Source organism: Salibacter halophilus (assembly GCF_008806325.1).
In the GTDB taxonomy this organism is placed as follows: domain Bacteria; phylum Bacteroidota; class Bacteroidia; order Flavobacteriales_G; family Salibacteraceae; genus Salibacter; species Salibacter halophilus.
In genome coordinates, this window is the sequence record NZ_WACR01000004.1 from 128700 (window position 1) to 145085 (window position 16386).

Here is a 16386-nt window from a genome sequence, read left to right on the forward strand (position 1 = left end):
TTGGTTTAAATTGATTGAACGATGAAAATATACAAAGAGTTTAAAGAGTTTGCCATCAAAGGCAACATGTTTGACATGGCGGTTGGTATTATAATCGGAACCGCTTTTAGCAAAGTTGTTTCATCACTGGTTCAGGATATCATCATGCCGCCCATTGGTGTTTTGTTGGGGAAGGTGAAGTTTGAAAATTTGGCTTTTGTTTTGCAACCTCAAGAGCTCGATGCTTCAGGAAAAATGATACAGGAAGAGGTTGTGCTGAGGTACGGTGCTTTTTTACAGCTAACCATTGATTTTATCGTAATAGCGTTTGCGATGTTTGTGGTGATTAAAGTATTCAACAGGGTTCGCAAGAAAGCAGAAAATGAAAAAGATACCTCTGAAGCAACTCCAAAAAATGTGGAGTTACTTTCAGAGATAAGAGATTTATTGAAAGAAAAATAAATCAAATTAAACTGAATAGGTTGGGGAAATTAAGAGAGGTGAACTTCATATTCACCTCTTCTTCATTGTCAGATTCTGAGTCTGCTGAGTCAGTATCCTGTAGATCTGGGGAAGACTCAACTTCTTCTTTTTCAAAATCCTTGCTCCAAAGCCCTTTATCAGTCATTGTCCAATAGTGACCAATCATTTTTCCATCGTACGTATTCGTAACGTTAGGAATATCATCGAGCATATTTCTAAGTCCGTTTTCAAAATAAATTGTCTTTCCCAACGGAACAAATAGCTCAATATCAATTTGTTGTTTTCGCCACTGATCATCTCTTGGGAACGTAAGCATTTCGCTGAAAAACAATCCGCTACCGTTTTGGTAATATTCGTAATTGATTTCACCGGCTCTTTTTTGAGCTTCTTCTATCGAGCCTCCGTTTGAGGCCTTGATAAATTCCACTTTAAATGCCGAGTCACTAGAGCGGTGAACATGTAAGTCAATATCACCTAAATACACGTGGTGATCATCCAGGTTAAAAGGATAGTTTGAACGAAATGAACCCGTATTCAGGTTTATTTTTGACTTTAGTTTGTTTTCGGTCAGAGCCAAAATCAACGTATCGCCAGCTGTCTTATCAATCGTTATTTCCTCAGTGATTTCGGCATGACTTTTAAAATCACCACCAGTTGAAAGACCAGCATAAATAGTAAGGATCATACCCAGAATAAAAGCTCCCAGAGATCCCCATGCAACCTCTTTTTTGATCGATCTCCTGGTGAGCAAAATCCAACCGACCATGGTCAATACCAGTAGTGGAATTCCTGCTACCAAAATTGTCCCTGTTATGGCTGAAAAGTAGTCAAATCCATTACTGAACAGTAGAGAACGCAATTCACTACCCGCTATAGAAGAGAACTCTTCAGCTTCGCCAAACATAATTGGACCATAGTTTGCGCCAAAGATTCCCATGATAAAGGCAAACAGACTAACAGAGCCTGCTATGAGTAGTAGTACGCCCAGTACTTTTCCCAGGGCGCTAAAAAACAACTTGAGGATACGGATTAAAAACTGGCCGAGGTTTTCGAAAAATTGCCCAACTTTTCCTCCAAAATCCTTTTCTGATGCACTATCGCGAAAAGAGTTGAATTTTTCATTTACGTTTTGAAAACCTTCTTCAACCTCTTTCCCGATTGTATTAAAATTTACGGGTTCCCCCTTCATCTCTAATTTTTCAGCAGAAGTACGCGCTTTTGGGATAATAATCCACAATAAAATGTAAAGCAACAAGCCAAAACCGTAAATGATAAAGGCTAATCCGAGAGCCAGTCTTAACCAAATTGGACTGATTCCAAAGTAGTGACTGATACCGGCACAAACTCCCCCAATAACTCTACTATCGGGGTCGCGGAAAAGTCGTTTTTTGGTTTTGCGCGTTTGGCTCTGACCGTGAAATTCCTCCTGTGTTTGTTCCTCGGGATCAATGAAATCCTCTGGCTGACCCATAGTAGCAATAACTTCATCGATGTCTTTATTCGTTACGACTTCACGCGTTTTGCCCAGTTTATCCTGCAACATTTCGGCAATGCGCGATTCAATATCAGTCATGATTTCATCTCTTCCTTCAGAAGCGCTGAAATAGCCTTTTATCTTGTTGAGGTAGCGATTCAGTGTTTGGTAGGCATCCTCATCTATGCTAAAAACGATGCCGCCTAAATTGATTGAGAGTGTTTTTTTCATAGTTGTTTTATTTTTTTGAAGATGCACTTGAAACGGCTGCATCTAACTCTTTCCAGGTATTTTGTAGTTCTGATAAAAATTTCTCACCCAGTGCAGTGAGTTTGTAATATTTGCGTGGCGGACCACTTTTTGATTCTTCCCAGCGATAACTCAATACGCCAGCATTTTTGAGGCGCGTGAGCAGCGGGTAAAGAGTTCCTTCCACCACGATCAGTTTTGATTTTTTAAGCTCATCAATGATCTCAGAAGGGTAGAGCTCGTTGTGTTTCAATAGAGATAGGATACACAACTCGAGCACTCCTTTCCGCATTTGAGCTTTTGTGTTTTCAATTTTCATGGGCTTATTCTCCTTTTTCAACTGTGAGATCACCATTGATGATCATCACAATTCCACTTCCGTCATCATCCAATCCGATTATGGCGATTTGTGTAATATTTTTTCTTTTCCTGTCAGTTAGAATGTAAGGGTCGTCATCATCTCGATCTTTTTGTTCACGCTTTAGATCAAACTTTTTCGCAATTAACCTGATCTTTTCTTCCGGGTTGAATTTTCCTTCAAACTCTCCATCACCAATTATGGTCAGATCCACAGATTTAATGTCGCCCTCAATGCGTTCCATTTCATCGCGGATGTCTGTTTCAACGTCAATTTCATTGAGTTCATCACTCTCGTAGCTGAAAGAGAGTTTAGTTCCGTACTCGCCCAGTATTTTGACGATATCGTTAGCGCTAACCTGTGCAACAGCCGCAAAGCTGCTGACTAAAGTTGCAATTGATAAGAGAAGTGCTTTCATCGTGTTTCAGTTTTATTTCGCAGCAAACTTATAACTAAAATAGTACTATGCAAAACATAGTACTAAAATAATGAAAGTACTATTTGTTTAATTTGTTTTAAACCAGTGTGTTGGTGTGTTTTGATTTGCTTAACGAATAATAATGACTTAGTTTAGAGTAAAATAAACCCTCAACATTATGCATTACCGAATTATCGTCTTTTTAGCTCTCTTCATTAGTTCTGTCTCATCTGTTGCTCAAATTGATTCTGCCGTAAAAGAAATGCGGTGGAAAGTCACTACATTGTTGATGCAGGATAGATCAGAGTCTTACACTGAATTTCATCCCACTTATTTTAATGGTATTGGAGTGAAATATAGAACCAGGTATTTGACTGTTCGAGCGGGAGTAGAACACTATGGTTACTTAGAGGATGAAAGGTCTAATAGAATCAAACTTGGAATTGAAAAGGGGATACTTTTACTAGATAGAATTAGACCATATCTTGCAGCTCAGGTATATACGTATCACAATAAAGATAAGTACTATGTTGAGCCATCAATTTACAATAATAATAGTGGTTATGTTGTAGAAAGTAATTATTTTGGGGTAGGTGGAATGTACTCATTAGGGTTGGAAGTAATCATAACTAAGTATATATCATTAGCTGTTGAAACACGATTTATACACGAATCAATTACAAGGGATTCCAAAGCTGAAAACTTTAAAGGCGAGTTTTTATGGAGAGATTCAGGTAAACGAAATTCATCTAAATACGAAAGTTTTGGTATGGTTACTTTTGAAATTCGATTGCCTTAAACAAATATTTAATACTATTTCGTGAAAATTGACTCATTCTTTTCTACGATAAAACTCAATTAGAGTCATCAGTTTCTGAATATTCAACTTGAAATCATTATTTCGAATCTCAATTAATCTTTTACCAGAATGAGAAACAAAGATTAAAGTTGAATAATTCTTATGTTGTTCTCGTGTATAATCTCTTGATGCTAGAAACACATATGAATGACTCCAAGGGAAAAAAGTACTATTTAAGTTTACTCCCTTTTTACTCAATATCATCAATCTATTACGGGTTTTCTTTTTTACTTGAATAATGAAAAATATTGAGAATACTATCAAAATCAAACTGATAATAACTGATTGAGAAATATTGGTCCAATTATTTCGATAACTATTGAAGAGCAAGAGACTTATAATAAAAAGATCTCCGGCAAACGCCCATATTATTATCTTTTTGAAAGTATTAGGTTGTACTTCTATTTCTTCTTCAATTGATGTTGGCATTATCTGTGGTTGCTGATTTGTCTTATAAATTGGTGTGATAGATAACCGGTCTTCACCACTGGATAGTTTCTGTTCAAGACCTTGTTTTAATAAATACTCATTTTCATCTTCATCAAGTTTAAATGATGGACATTCATTCTTAAAGTTGGGGGGCGAATCAGTTAATCCACAAATTATTCCTTCTGATTTATTAAAATCTCTATTTGTACATCTTCTACAGATTTGTACATATTGTTCTCGTGTTAAACTCATAATATGAAAAAGGCTAGTTGGAAAATAAAAATACGCTAAATACCGTAGTTTTTGAATAGCTCGTTGGGATTTCTTTGCTGAAAGTTAAATCCTGAGAATTATGAAAAAGCTGATTGCACTCATGCTGGCCTTATCTACTGTAGCAGTATTCAGTTGTAATAAAGATGATGATGACGATCCCACACCAACATCAAATAACAATAATAATTCTAACAATAATAACACTGTAGAGCGGCCTGCATCATACATTGTCATAGAAGGGGATTCATTCTTTGCTACGATGAATCGGCAAAACCCTGCTCAAAACGCTTTTCGTTACCAGTTTAATTTTAGCTCAGTCGATCAACTTGATCAAACCAATAATGATGGGCAAACGGAGTCGACAATTGGTATGGTTCTGACCATGGCTGAAAAACCATCAAGCTCTATTCAGGCACCATTGACTACAAACCGATTTATCAAAGCAGGGGAAGACTCGGCTAACCTCTACTTTTCGTTTTTCATCAATACCGGACATCCTGAAGAGGGAAAAAACTATTTGAGTCCGCGCGGTGATGTTTTAGATGTTGTGATATCAAATGGGGATCTGACAACTGACTTACCAGCGATGACGCTGATAGATGAAGGAGATAATAGCAGAACGCTAGACTTATCTGCCGGTCACCTCGAAGTTTCAGGTTGGTAGCCAACCTTTCAACTAAACCCAGCCCCGGTTCATTTGATCCGGGGTTTTTTTATTATTCAAATGGGTGATTTTTAGTAAAAGTTGTATCCCCGGTTGATACTGTTATGTCAATACTTCCGTCACCATAGCCATTGAGCATACACTCTGCATTGCAGTCGTTTTCTTGCGATTCAAATGTGTTTTCCCAGTTGCCGGATTTTATATGTCGCCACCCATATGCATTATTTGTGCTCCAAAAGAAACCAGTCTTGTCATCAGTATTATTGGAGTTTACCACTACAGTCATTTCCATGTTTTCGAGCAACACATGCAGTCCGTACTTGTGCCTCCTAAATGTGTCGCCATCATCGAGAGCCAGTAGATTGGGACCATATTCAGTAGAATCTGGAAAAGTATAGCTGGACTTAGGTGCTGAGGGTCGATTGTCATTTGAATTGTCATCATCTTTATTACAGGCAGCTCCAATTATCAATAACGCAGGTATAAAAAGTAAATTCAAGTGGATTTTCATAATTCGTCTTTTCAAATTCGTAACAAATCAAATCTAATAGAAAAGAGATACTTTTTTAATTTTATGGGGAATTTTAAAAAAACAGACAATTAATTTATATGGATTTACGAATTAAGTCTTTTGATGAATACAAAGAAAAATACGAGCAAAGTGTAAAGGACCCCAAAGGCTTTTGGGATGAAATAGCACAAAAATTCACATGGCAAAAGCCTTATGATGAGGTGCTCGACTGGAACTTTACCGATCCTGATGTCAAGTGGTTCATCAATGGAAAACTGAATATTACAGAGAATATACTCGATGCAAATCTTGAGAAACGCGGAAATAAATTAGCTCTTATCTGGGAGCCCAATGATCCGCGTGAGCGCTTTGTTCGTTGGACATACCGCGAGCTATACGAAAAAGTAAATCAGTTTGCCAATGCACTCAAAAATCAGGGGATTCAAAAGGGTGATGTGGTAGCTATTTACATGCCCATGATTCCGGAACTCACTGTTGCAGTTTTAGCTTGTGTGCGAATTGGAGCCATTCACTCGGTAGTTTTTGCCGGTTTTTCTGCTCATGCGTTAGCCGACCGAATCAACGATGCAAAAGCTAAAATGGTGATTACAGCTGATGGTCAGAACCGTGGCCACAAACAAATTCCACTCAAGCGTGTCGTGAATGAAGCTGTCCAAAATTGCGACTCTATCGAAACAGTTATCGTTTACGATCGTGTTGGCTGGAGCCCCGAGATGAAGGAAGGTCGGGACATCTGGTGGCACGATGCTATCGAGGGAATGGGATCTGACTGTGAACCGGAGCAGATGGATTCTGAAGATATTCTCTTCATTCTGTACACATCGGGCTCAACGGGCAAACCAAAAGGAGTTGTTCACACAATTGGCGGCTACATGGTGTATGCCGCGTATTCTTTCCAAAATGTTTTCCAGTATGAAGAGAGTGATATTTACTGGTGTACAGCTGATGTAGGCTGGATTACAGGACACTCTTACATTATTTATGGTCCGCTTTTATCAGGAGCCACAACCATGATGTTTGAAGGTGTTCCAACATATCCTGATCCTGGCCGCTTCTGGCAAATTTGCGATAAGCACGGAGTAAATCAATTCTATACGGCTCCTACAGCGATCAGAGCCTTGATGGCACATGGTGAAGATCATGTGATTTCATACAGCCTGGATTCATTGAAAGTCCTGGGTACAGTTGGCGAGCCGATTAATGAAGAGGCATGGCGCTGGTATTATATTCACGTTGGAAAAGAAAAGTGCCCTATCGTAGATACATGGTGGCAAACAGAAACAGGCGGAATCATGATTTCAGGACTTGGAGAACACACTCCGCAAAAACCGGCTCACGCTGGTTATCCGTTGCCCGGTATTCAGCCGGTATTGCTCGATCAGGACGGGAATGAAATTACTGAGAATGGAAAAGAAGGATTGCTGTGTATGAAATATCCCTGGCCTTCAATCCTCAGAACCACATACGGAGATCACGAACGTTGCAAGCTCACTTACTTTTCTACATTCAAAGATCATTACTTCACCGGAGACGGAGCAAAACGCGATGAAAACGGAATGTACAGAATCATCGGTAGAGTAGATGATGTGATCAATGTATCAGGACACCGTTTTGGAACGGCAGAAATTGAAGAAGCGATCAACTCAAACGATAAAGTAGTGGAGTCTGCGGTTGTAGGATATCCTCACGAAGTGAAAGGACAGGGAATTTATGCTTACGTAGTGTGTGATAATATTCCTGAAGACAAAGAATCTGCTCGTGGTGAGATCGTAGAAACAGTAGTTGAAGAAATCGGTAAGATTGCGAAACCTGAAAAAATTCAGTTTGTATCTGCATTGCCAAAGACGCGTTCAGGAAAAATCATGCGCAGAATTCTGCGCAAAATAGCAGAAGGCGAACCGGATAAATTGGGAGATACATCAACACTTCTCGATCCAGATGTTGTGGAAGAGATTGTTGAAGGTGCTTTGTAGAAAGTAGAAAAGTCTTCAAATAAAAAATCCCGCTGGAAACTCCAGCGGGATTTTTTGGTTCTGACCAATATTGAATTAAGGCGTATAGCCTTCGATAATTGTTTCAGCTGAAAAGCCTTCAAGGTTTCCGTAACGGTGGATGCAAACATCTACCGGAAGTGGGTTCATTGTTCCTGCAAGACCTTCATAGTGGTGTGTTCCTGCTTTCAACGTAACCGTTTCATCCGGTTTGTTTGCAGGAGTGTGACTTGCCGGAATGATGAGCAATATTGCGACTTCAGGATATTTTTCGCGCCATTCGCCAATGCGCTTGTCAACGCGATCCATCGTTTCCGTTAGGAATGGAGGATCGAGGCTCCAGTGTCCCGGGTTGTGTGGTTCTGAAAGATGGAAAAAGCTTCCTCCACTTCCAAAAACAGCATCGGTGTCTTTGAAGAGACTGTAGAATTGAGCGTCTTCTTTTCCCAGTACACGTGCATTGAACGGAGAGGCAAATCCTTCATTGCGAACGCCCCATTTGTAAAATGCATCGTAAACTGTTTGTGGTGGGCCAATATGTCTTGTTTCAGAATAGATTGAAGCGTAACGCAGTGCACATCTCAACAAGTGAGCTGCAGCAGCTTCTTCGCCTTCTTTCTTCGCTACAAAGTTGTAGGCTTTATCGACATATTGGTTGCGCTCGAGCTTGAAATCACCCATTGTAAACTGCTCAGCAGTAATTGAGATTTCAGGAGCTTTTTGTGTTTCTGTATCGAATTTCTTGATTTCGCCTTCTTCGTTGACGATGGACATCATTTTGTCACCGTGTTCGTCCGTTACGCCTTTGATGTCAATACATTCAAAGCCGTAGATAAGCGTTGGCTTAGTGAGTAGTTCAAATAAGTCTTTTCCATCGTAATCGGCATGAAGTAGAAGGTACATGATGGCATTTTCGAGGCCGGCTTTTACCTGAGCACGTCCTATTTTACCATCAAAAACTTCTTTCTCAATGCGGTCAAGTAGCTTGATGCTTCTTTTCCAGGAATAGTATTCTTTTAATAGTTCAATGTTCTTTTCAACAGAGTTTGAAGTAATCATGAATTGGATTTAAAAATTGGCTCGAATATAAAGCGATTGTTTCTATGCGAAGTAAAATTTAGCTCTTTTTTATGAATTTTTACCCCAAAATAGAGGCGTTTTAAATAAAACTTGAGAATTGCCAAAAAGAAAAGCGACCCGCAATTGAGTCGCTTTTCCAATAAACTGTCTAAAGGTTTATGTTAGATTAAAGCTTCACGATCTTTTTGAATTGATCAGCTTCGTTTTTGAGGATGTAAGTCCCTTTATTCAAATCTGATATATTCAAAACGTTTGTGTTTGAGTAAACTTTCACAAGTCTTCCGCTTAGGTCAAAAATCTCGTAATTCTCAACGCGGTTACTTCTGATCAGGTCACGTGATGGGTTCGGATATACTGACCATTTGCTGTTTTCTTTCAACTCTTCAGATCCGGTAGATAACCCGGTGATTTCAAAAACTGAAACTGTTCCTGATATCTCATTTGATGTAACGATGTAGAATTTGCCATCAGGAGATTTTGAAGCATCGATGTACTCGATATCTTCAATACCTAGATCGCCAACACTGTCGTTTGTCACTCCACCATTTTCAACATCCATTACGCTGAAGTCACGGTTGTTGAAATACTTCACTAAAGATGGAGAAGTTGGGTTTGACATATCGTAGATCATCACACCACCCTGGCGCTCGAGACCGATCATGGCATAAGGAGTTCCTTGAATATAAGCTACTTCAGCTGCTTCAGGCTCAGGACCTTTATTGTCAGAACGCGACTCAAACGAATCGTTTTCATCGTTGTTGCTGTTGAAGTTATCGGGATCTTCGCTGGCAATTGTTTGCTCAAACTCATCACCGCTGTCGAATTCAAGTGCTCCGGTTGAAGCATTCCATACAGAGAAAGAACGACCACCGTAAGAGTAGAGCTCATCATAATCACCATCGTTGTCAGTATCACCCATTGATAAAGTGATGTTCAATCTACCTAATGCAGTATCTTCCTGGAGAGTCGTAGCATTTGGAAAAGCTGACGGATCAAGTGTTATGTCTTTGATACGTTCTTCTTCAGAATAAGCATCGTAATCTCTGGCATCACCTTCGTTCGCTGAAATGATGTATCCCGTTCCGTTAACATTGATGTATTTGATTGCATCAGGTTGGTACATACCCATAACCGGGCGAGTAGTGATATTGATCATTCCATCATCATCACTTGCATCTAGTCCGTTACCTGACTGAGAGTGATCTTTAAACCCTAGAGGAATGATATTGTCAATTGTATTATTGGTCAGATCCACAATTGCTAATGCATTGTTTTCCTGTAGAATGACAAAAGCAGTTTCGCTGTTGTCTGATACTGTAACATATTCAGGCTCCAGGTTATTAGCAAAGTCAAGTGGTGCTTTAACATGGAAGTTGTCGAGTTGCCATAAAGTAGCATTTCCAGGTCCCGGCTCTGCAGTGTAACGAAATCCGATATAAACGTCATCTTCGAGATAATTTGAAAGCGAGATGTCACCACTGGTTGTATCAGTATAATTTCCCGGTGACCAAACAGCTTGGCTCGTAATTGTATCCCAGGTAAAAGACTCAGGGTTTCCGCTACCGTCATAATCAGTTGAAATCATCAGGTCTAAAGAACCACCTGAAAAACTGCGTGTGTTTTCAAAAGAGAAGAAAGCATCGTTGTATGCTGATAAATTCATTTTAGGAAGAATTAACCAGTCAAGGCTAAAAGTATCTCCACTAAAGCCGTTTATTTCAACAAAGTTGTCACCGTTATAATTGTCCCAGATATACGATACATCGCTGTAAACATCGTAAACAGTAACGTTATCGAGTGAGTCGGTTTCAAAATCATCGAAGAAAAGATTACTTGTGTCAGGGCCAAAGATGCGTACATCGCTGTCGAGAGTTCCTGTGAATGAACGCATTGAAACTGTAGTAGCGTTAGACTGAGAAACGCTGTTGATTCCGCCTGAAATATCGATGATAGTAATTGAACCATCAGGGTCTGCTGTGTAATCGTCATCAGGTTCACCTTCATTGGCAGCGATAACTTTTGATCCGTCAGGAGTGAAAGTTACCATGTCAGGAAGAGCACCGGCTTCAATTTGAGCGATGAAATTACCCGATCCGTCAAAGAAAACAACTGATCCATTTTCCTGCTTGTTGTCAGCTTCAACTGCAACTACAAAGTAACCGTCAAAAGTTGCTACACTATTGACACCACCACCGTATTGCGACATATCAATCGTAGAAAAGCTAGTGAGATTTGCCGGATCTGAAAAGTCGATCAACTCAACAGAGTTATCATCAGCATTTGTGAAAAGAAGGCGTTGATTAACTGAGTCGTGAACCACAATCTCAGCAGCTCCCTCATCAAATACATTAGTGCGGTATGTAGATAAGTATTCTACATCCAAAGATTGTCCATAGCCCATTGAAAACATGGCTATGAGAGAAGCAATTGTTAAGTAAATTTTTTTCATGACATTGTTTTTTGGTTGCCCCAAAATTGATGTCATGTCGTCAAAATAATTTTAGATCATTATTAATCGATCTTTAAAAACCATGCGGTAATGTTTACTCAAGTTTAGCTCAATGTTTACATGTTTCGGGAGAGTTAAAAGAAGTTTAAATATATTCTAAAAGACTGGAAATCTTTGGAATGAAAATTATGAAGCCAATTATTATTGCGGTCAGAGCCGAGATTAAAACAGCTCCCGCACTCAAATCTTTTATCCGTTTGATGAGCGGATCCGTTTCTTCAGTCAGGTAGTCACAAATATTTTCCAAAGCTGTGTTTACGATTTCAGTTACCAGCACAAAACCAATTGCGATTGTAATCAACATCCATTCAACTGAGCTGATGTCAAAGTAGAGTCCGCCAATGATGACAATGACCGCTGTTAGAACGTGCACCTTTGCATTGTCTTCTTCACGAAAAAGTGTTTTGATGCCCTGGATGGCAAACGAAAAGCTTCTGATTCTGGCTCTGACCGAAAAAGGCTTTGTGTTTTTTGACATAGCTCACTTTATTTTTTTCAAAGATATGAAGTCAATTTACCACATTGACTCAGACTCACAGTTGCTTTAGCTTGAATTGGCATCAGTACAATTTTGTTTATCGAGTTGCTGCTAATGATGAACTGATATCAAAAGTTAGAGGCTATTGCCAGATAACTAAAAATAATGCAATTTGATAAGCTGGCTTTTATAAGAAATGAGAAGCATAGAGTCAGCGGTTTTTATCCAGTCAATTTCAGATTAACTTTGAAAGTTTACAGGCGCTTCTTTCTCTAGTTGATATACTGTCGATCTTTTTTAGTAAGAAGAATTATCTGTGTTATTTTGAACTAAATAAATCCATAATATGTACAAAACATTTGTTGTCTTGTTGGCGCTGGTCGTTGGTATTTACAATCTGCAAGCTCAGCAATCTTCTATTGAAGAAATCTTGCAGACTATAGAATCTAACAATAATGAGCTAGCCGCTTTTCGTAGCTATATTGAAGGTGAAAGTTGGAAATTAAAAGCACAGAATAAATTACCTGATCCGCAGGCCAGTGCTTTTTATCTTCCATTTGGAGTGCATAATAGCGAAGACTACAGCGAGTTTCAAATCTCTCAGCAATTTGAATTCCCTACAGTTTATGCCGCACGAGGTAACTGGATTGATAAGAAAAAGGAAGGCCTGGAGCAAGAATATCAAAAGTTGAAACAGGATATTTTACTCGATGCCGAAAAGCTTATTCTAGAATTTATTTTCTTACAAAAGAAGTACAGGTTGGTTGAACAAAGGGTTGACCAGTCAAAAGAGATGTATGGCGAAGTAGGAGATCTTTTTGAGAAAGAGCAGGTTGATATTCTCGATAAAAACAAAGCGAGGATTGTATGGCTCGATCAGCAGTTTGCTCTGGAGGAGTTGGAAACACAGCAAATGAATATTGTACAGGATATTAAGGCATTAAACGGAGGAAATGAGATCAATCCTGAGCTATCGGTTTATCCCTATGGAATCGAAATTCCCTCAGAGGATAGTATTTGGAATGAATATTTAAATCAAGATGCGCAGATTGAATTATTAGAACAGGAAACTCAGGTGGCTCAGCAACGGTTGAAAGTTGAGCGAAACCAGCTCTTGCCAAATATTACGGCCGGGTATAATTATCAGGGTGTAGCCGGAAATAATTACTCAGGTTTCTATGGAGGTATCAGTATTCCGCTATGGAGTGGTCATAGCAAGGTAAAGGTTGCTAAGGCACAAATCGATTATCAGGAACAACATAAAACGGATGTCATTACTTCTCTTAAAAGCAAGTTTAGTTCAAGGGTACAGCGTTATCAATTGCTACTCAAAAAATACAGGGAATACCAACTAGCTATGGATGAATTGAATGGTAAATTGCTGATTCAAAAATCCTATGAGCTGGGTGAAATTTCTTTCTCTGAATATTTTAGTGAAGTAGCTTTTTATCATCAAGCTGAAGATAGAATGCTGGAAATTGAGAAGGAGCTTCAGCAGCTTAGGGCTGAGCTATTTAAATACAAACTATAAACCTTTCAAATTACAAGTATCGTAGCCTCTTTGAGATTCAATAGTGTTTGAAAAAACTCATGCTATCATTGTTCAATGAAAGCAAAACAGGACAAGAAATAGTGATGGAATTCAAGCTTTTTTATTTCGTTTTTTCGCTGTCTTAAAAGAGTCTTAAACAGGTTACTTACGTTTCTTCAAGTTTTATTTCAACTTCATTTATATCATACAGGAAGGTTGAAATAATTAACATTGGTATGGCGTTTGATTATCTGATGAAAAACACACGAACATGAAACGATTAACAATTCTCTTTTTCCTGCTACCGCTGTTCAGTCTTGCAAATGAAAAATCGATCGACTCAAAAATTGTAAAAGCGCATGTTTTTGCACGTGGAGCCGAGCTTACTCGCACAGCTAGCCTAAATCTTGAAAAAGGCAATCAAACGATCGTCATGAGTGGTGTGAGCCGCAACATCGATGATCAGTCGATTCGAGTGAAAGGGCAGGGGAACTTTACGATTTTGAATGTGACTAAACGCATCAACTATCTCCGTAACATGCCTACACCGGATTATGTGAAGGTTTTGGAAGATTCACTCGATTTCTATGAAAATGAGATTAAAAAGAATCGCGATTACGTATCGGTGCTGAATGAAGAGCGCTCGTTGATTCAAACGAATAAAAATATGAAGGGGAATGATCAGTCATTATCGGCTCAGGAGTTGAAAGAAATGGCTGAGTTTTTTCGCTCGCGATTGAATGACATTGCAGATAATCAACGCAAAACGAATAACACAATCACACAACTAGAAGAAGAAAAACGCAACGTTCAGAACCAGCTCAACGAATACAGGAGCAAGCTCAACCAACCGATTGGTGAAATCGTTGTTGAGGTTTTTGCTGAGAATGCAACCAGGGCACAGCTTGAAATAATGTACATGACGCAATCTGCCGGTTGGACTCCCGTTTACGATATTCGCGGTTCCGGATCTGACCAACAGATTGAAGCTTCACTTTATGCAAGTGTTTATCAAAACACAGGAGTAGATTGGGAAAATATTAACCTCACTGTATCAACGGCTACGCCTTCTATCAACGGAACGCGACCAAAGCTACATCCGTGGGTTTTGGATTTTTATCAGCCTGTTGAGCACAGAGGATCTCGTTCAAAATCGATGAATGCACCGCAACTAGATCAGGTCATGATTCAGTCTGAAGCAGTTTCTACGGGAGAGTCAAAATCGAAAACTCCTGCTCAGTTCTCTTCGGTTATTGAAAATATGTTGTCGATGGAAGTGGAATTGAATATTCCATTCAGTGTTAGCGGAGATGGTAAGAGACGTAAAACTGAAATCCGCTCGTTTGAAATGAATGCCGATTATTCTCATTTTGCTGTTCCAAAACTCGATCAGGATGCATTTCTCGTTGTCAATGTTGCAAACTGGGAGCAGTACAATTTGCTTCCCGGTGAAGCAAATGTTTTCCTCGATAACACTTATGTTGGGAATACTTATCTCGATCCGCGATCGGTTGATGATTCTCTCACGATCACGATGGGCAGAGACAAAAGCATTGTGATCGATCGTGAGAAAATAACGAAAGAATCGGGACAAACATTCTTTGGCAATAAGAAGGTCCGCAATTTCAGCTTTGAGATTACGGTTCGCAACACAAAAAGCACAGCGGTTGATCTCAAGATGATGGATCAAATTCCAATCTCAGCTCAAAACGATATTGAAGTGAAACTCGTCAACAGCAGTGGGGCTTCACTCGACACTGAACACGGTTTCCTCACCTGGAATATGAAACTGAAACCCGGTGAAGAGCGAACATTCACCTTTGATTTTGAGGTGAAATATCCTAAAGACAAAAACATCAATCTGTAAAATTATGAATGGGCCTCAGGGCCCATTTTTTTCGTTCTTTTGCACGCTATGACAAAGGCGCTTATTTTTGATATGGACGGCCTCATGGTTGATTCTGAACCCATTTGGCGAGAGGCTGAAATAGCGGTTTTCAACGAACACGGTCTTTCGCTAACTCCAGCCGAGTGCAAGCAAACAATGGGGCTCCGTATTGATGAAGTGGTGCAGTACTGGAAAGCGAAAACAGGACTTCCGTTTGACGCACAAAAAGTTGAAGAGTCGATCGTTGAGGAAATGCGCCAAAGATTGCTGAACGAAGCAAAACCAATGCCGGGTTTTATGGAGCTTTTTGATGAAGCTCATGGTCAGAACCTCAAGCTCGCAGTCGCGTCTTCATCTTATCCGGTTCTGATCAAAGCCGTAACAGAGCGCTTTCAAATTGCCGATAAATTAGATGCAATTGTCTCAGCAAGTGAGTGTGAGTTTGGCAAACCACATCCTGATGTATTTTTGAAGACCGCTAAAAAATTGAATGTAGCGCCATCTGAGTCGTTGGTTTTTGAAGATAGCCTGAATGGAGTAATAGCAGGGAAGTCGGCACAGATGAGTGTTGTTGCAGTTCCGGATGAGGAAGACTTCGAAAAACCACAGTTTTCAATCGCTGATGAAACAATTGAATCGTTGAGCAGTTTTAATCTATCGAAATGGCTAAGCAAGTAGAGATTTTTAAGGAGAAACAACCATTTGACAAGCCCATCCTGAAATTCGTTTTTGTGGGCGGATTCATCCTTTTTGCTTACGGATATATTCAGCAGGTTTATTTTGGAAAACCTTTTGGAAGTGAAGAAGGAGCTTCAAATGAAGGGTTGATGTGGGGAGCAATTATTTCATTGGTTCTTACCGTAGCCATTCAAATAGCAAAACTGGAGACCAGGATTGATAACAGCGGGATCAAGTTTCGTTTTTTTCCGTTTCATATCCGTTGGCGAAGTTATTCCTGGTCAGATTTAAAACAAATAAGGATTAGGCATTTTGAGCCTTTTGATGAATTTGGCGGCTATGGATTACGATCTCGAAAAGGCGTTTGGTCTTTTGCCGTAGAGGGAAAATATTGCCTGGAATTATTCAAGCAAGATGGCCGAAAGACTGTGATAGGAACGCGTAATCCTGAGGAAGCTCGTAAAACGGCAAAGCATTTTGCGGGTAGTAAAGTGAAGAAATAATTAACACTTT

At 39.5% G+C, this 16386-nt stretch carries 16 protein-coding genes; 8 read left to right on the forward strand and 8 right to left on the reverse strand.

Annotated features, from left to right (window positions below; genetic code table 11):
* Positions 1 to 21: 21 nt before the first annotated feature.
* Positions 22 to 441, forward strand: coding sequence for a large-conductance mechanosensitive channel protein MscL (mscL, locus tag F3059_RS05430; RefSeq protein WP_223274548.1), 420 nt, complete (start codon positions 22 to 24; stop codon positions 439 to 441).
* A 1-nt stretch (position 442) separates the two neighbouring features.
* Here the strand turns inward: mscL and F3059_RS05435 are convergent, their stop codons facing one another.
* From F3059_RS05435 to F3059_RS05445, 3 genes are read right to left on the reverse strand one after another with little or no spacing between them, the layout of a single operon-like run.
* Positions 443 to 2167, reverse strand: coding sequence for a PspC domain-containing protein (locus tag F3059_RS05435; RefSeq protein ID WP_170265056.1), 1725 nt, complete (start codon positions 2165 to 2167; stop codon positions 443 to 445).
* A gap of 7 nt (positions 2168 to 2174) precedes the next feature.
* Entirely contained in the window at positions 2175 to 2504 is a 330-nt protein-coding gene (locus tag F3059_RS05440; protein ID WP_151167119.1) for a PadR family transcriptional regulator, read from the reverse strand.
* Positions 2505 to 2508: 4 nt separating this feature from the next.
* Positions 2509 to 2961, reverse strand: a complete 453-nt coding sequence (locus F3059_RS05445) for a hypothetical protein (RefSeq protein WP_151167120.1) — start codon at positions 2959 to 2961, stop codon at positions 2509 to 2511.
* A gap of 178 nt (positions 2962 to 3139) precedes the next feature.
* Here F3059_RS05445 and F3059_RS05450 point away from each other — a divergent pair, with 178 nt between their 5' ends.
* Positions 3140 to 3760 carry a hypothetical protein gene (locus tag F3059_RS05450; protein ID WP_151167121.1) on the forward strand — a complete coding sequence of 207 codons (621 nt, stop codon included), beginning with the start codon at positions 3140 to 3142 and terminating at the stop codon, positions 3758 to 3760.
* Positions 3761 to 3793: 33 nt separating this feature from the next.
* Here F3059_RS05450 and F3059_RS05455 read toward each other — a convergent pair whose 3' ends face one another.
* Positions 3794 to 4501 carry a hypothetical protein gene (locus tag F3059_RS05455; protein WP_151167122.1) on the reverse strand — a complete coding sequence of 236 codons (708 nt, stop codon included), beginning with the start codon at positions 4499 to 4501 and terminating at the stop codon, positions 3794 to 3796.
* Between the two features lie 100 nt (positions 4502 to 4601).
* On the opposite strand from F3059_RS05455, the gene F3059_RS05460 reads away from it, so the two are divergent.
* A complete protein-coding gene (locus F3059_RS05460; protein ID WP_151167123.1) occupies positions 4602 to 5186 on the forward strand; it encodes a hypothetical protein in 585 nt (194 codons plus the stop codon).
* Positions 5187 to 5238: 52 nt separating this feature from the next.
* Here the strand turns inward: F3059_RS05460 and F3059_RS05465 are convergent, their stop codons facing one another.
* Positions 5239 to 5697: a hypothetical protein gene (locus F3059_RS05465; RefSeq protein WP_151167124.1), complete on the reverse strand. Its 459-nt coding sequence runs from the start codon at positions 5695 to 5697 to the stop codon at positions 5239 to 5241.
* A 98-nt stretch (positions 5698 to 5795) separates the two neighbouring features.
* Between F3059_RS05465 and acs the strand changes: the two genes are divergently transcribed.
* Positions 5796 to 7691 (forward strand): acetate--CoA ligase, encoded by a 1896-nt coding sequence (gene acs, locus F3059_RS05470; RefSeq protein ID WP_151167125.1) that lies wholly within the window; start codon positions 5796 to 5798, stop codon positions 7689 to 7691.
* 75 nt (positions 7692 to 7766) lie between these two features.
* Here the strand turns inward: acs and F3059_RS05475 are convergent, their stop codons facing one another.
* From F3059_RS05475 to F3059_RS05485, 3 genes are all read right to left on the reverse strand, one after another.
* Complete coding sequence (locus F3059_RS05475; protein WP_151167126.1) at positions 7767 to 8768, reverse strand: PCIF1 family methyltransferase; 1002 nt, start codon at positions 8766 to 8768, stop codon at positions 7767 to 7769.
* A gap of 187 nt (positions 8769 to 8955) precedes the next feature.
* Positions 8956 to 11238 (reverse strand): choice-of-anchor I family protein, encoded by a 2283-nt coding sequence (locus F3059_RS05480; protein WP_170265058.1) that lies wholly within the window; start codon positions 11236 to 11238, stop codon positions 8956 to 8958.
* Positions 11239 to 11383: 145 nt separating this feature from the next.
* A complete protein-coding gene (locus F3059_RS05485) occupies positions 11384 to 11776 on the reverse strand; it encodes a diacylglycerol kinase family protein (protein ID WP_151167128.1) in 393 nt (130 codons plus the stop codon).
* Positions 11777 to 12122: 346 nt separating this feature from the next.
* On the opposite strand from F3059_RS05485, the gene F3059_RS05490 reads away from it, so the two are divergent.
* From F3059_RS05490 to F3059_RS05505, 4 genes are all read left to right on the forward strand, one after another.
* Complete coding sequence (locus tag F3059_RS05490; protein ID WP_151167129.1) at positions 12123 to 13307, forward strand: TolC family protein; 1185 nt, start codon at positions 12123 to 12125, stop codon at positions 13305 to 13307.
* Between the two features lie 271 nt (positions 13308 to 13578).
* Positions 13579 to 15174 carry a DUF4139 domain-containing protein gene (locus F3059_RS05495; RefSeq protein ID WP_151167130.1) on the forward strand — a complete coding sequence of 532 codons (1596 nt, stop codon included), beginning with the start codon at positions 13579 to 13581 and terminating at the stop codon, positions 15172 to 15174.
* A 48-nt stretch (positions 15175 to 15222) separates the two neighbouring features.
* Positions 15223 to 15873, forward strand: coding sequence for a hexitol phosphatase HxpB (hxpB, locus tag F3059_RS05500; protein WP_151167131.1), 651 nt, complete (start codon positions 15223 to 15225; stop codon positions 15871 to 15873).
* Positions 15858 to 16376, forward strand: a complete 519-nt coding sequence (locus tag F3059_RS05505; protein ID WP_151167132.1) for a hypothetical protein — start codon at positions 15858 to 15860, stop codon at positions 16374 to 16376. The genes hxpB and F3059_RS05505 overlap by 16 nt, the downstream gene beginning before the upstream one ends.
* The last annotated feature ends 10 nt before the right edge of the window (positions 16377 to 16386 follow it).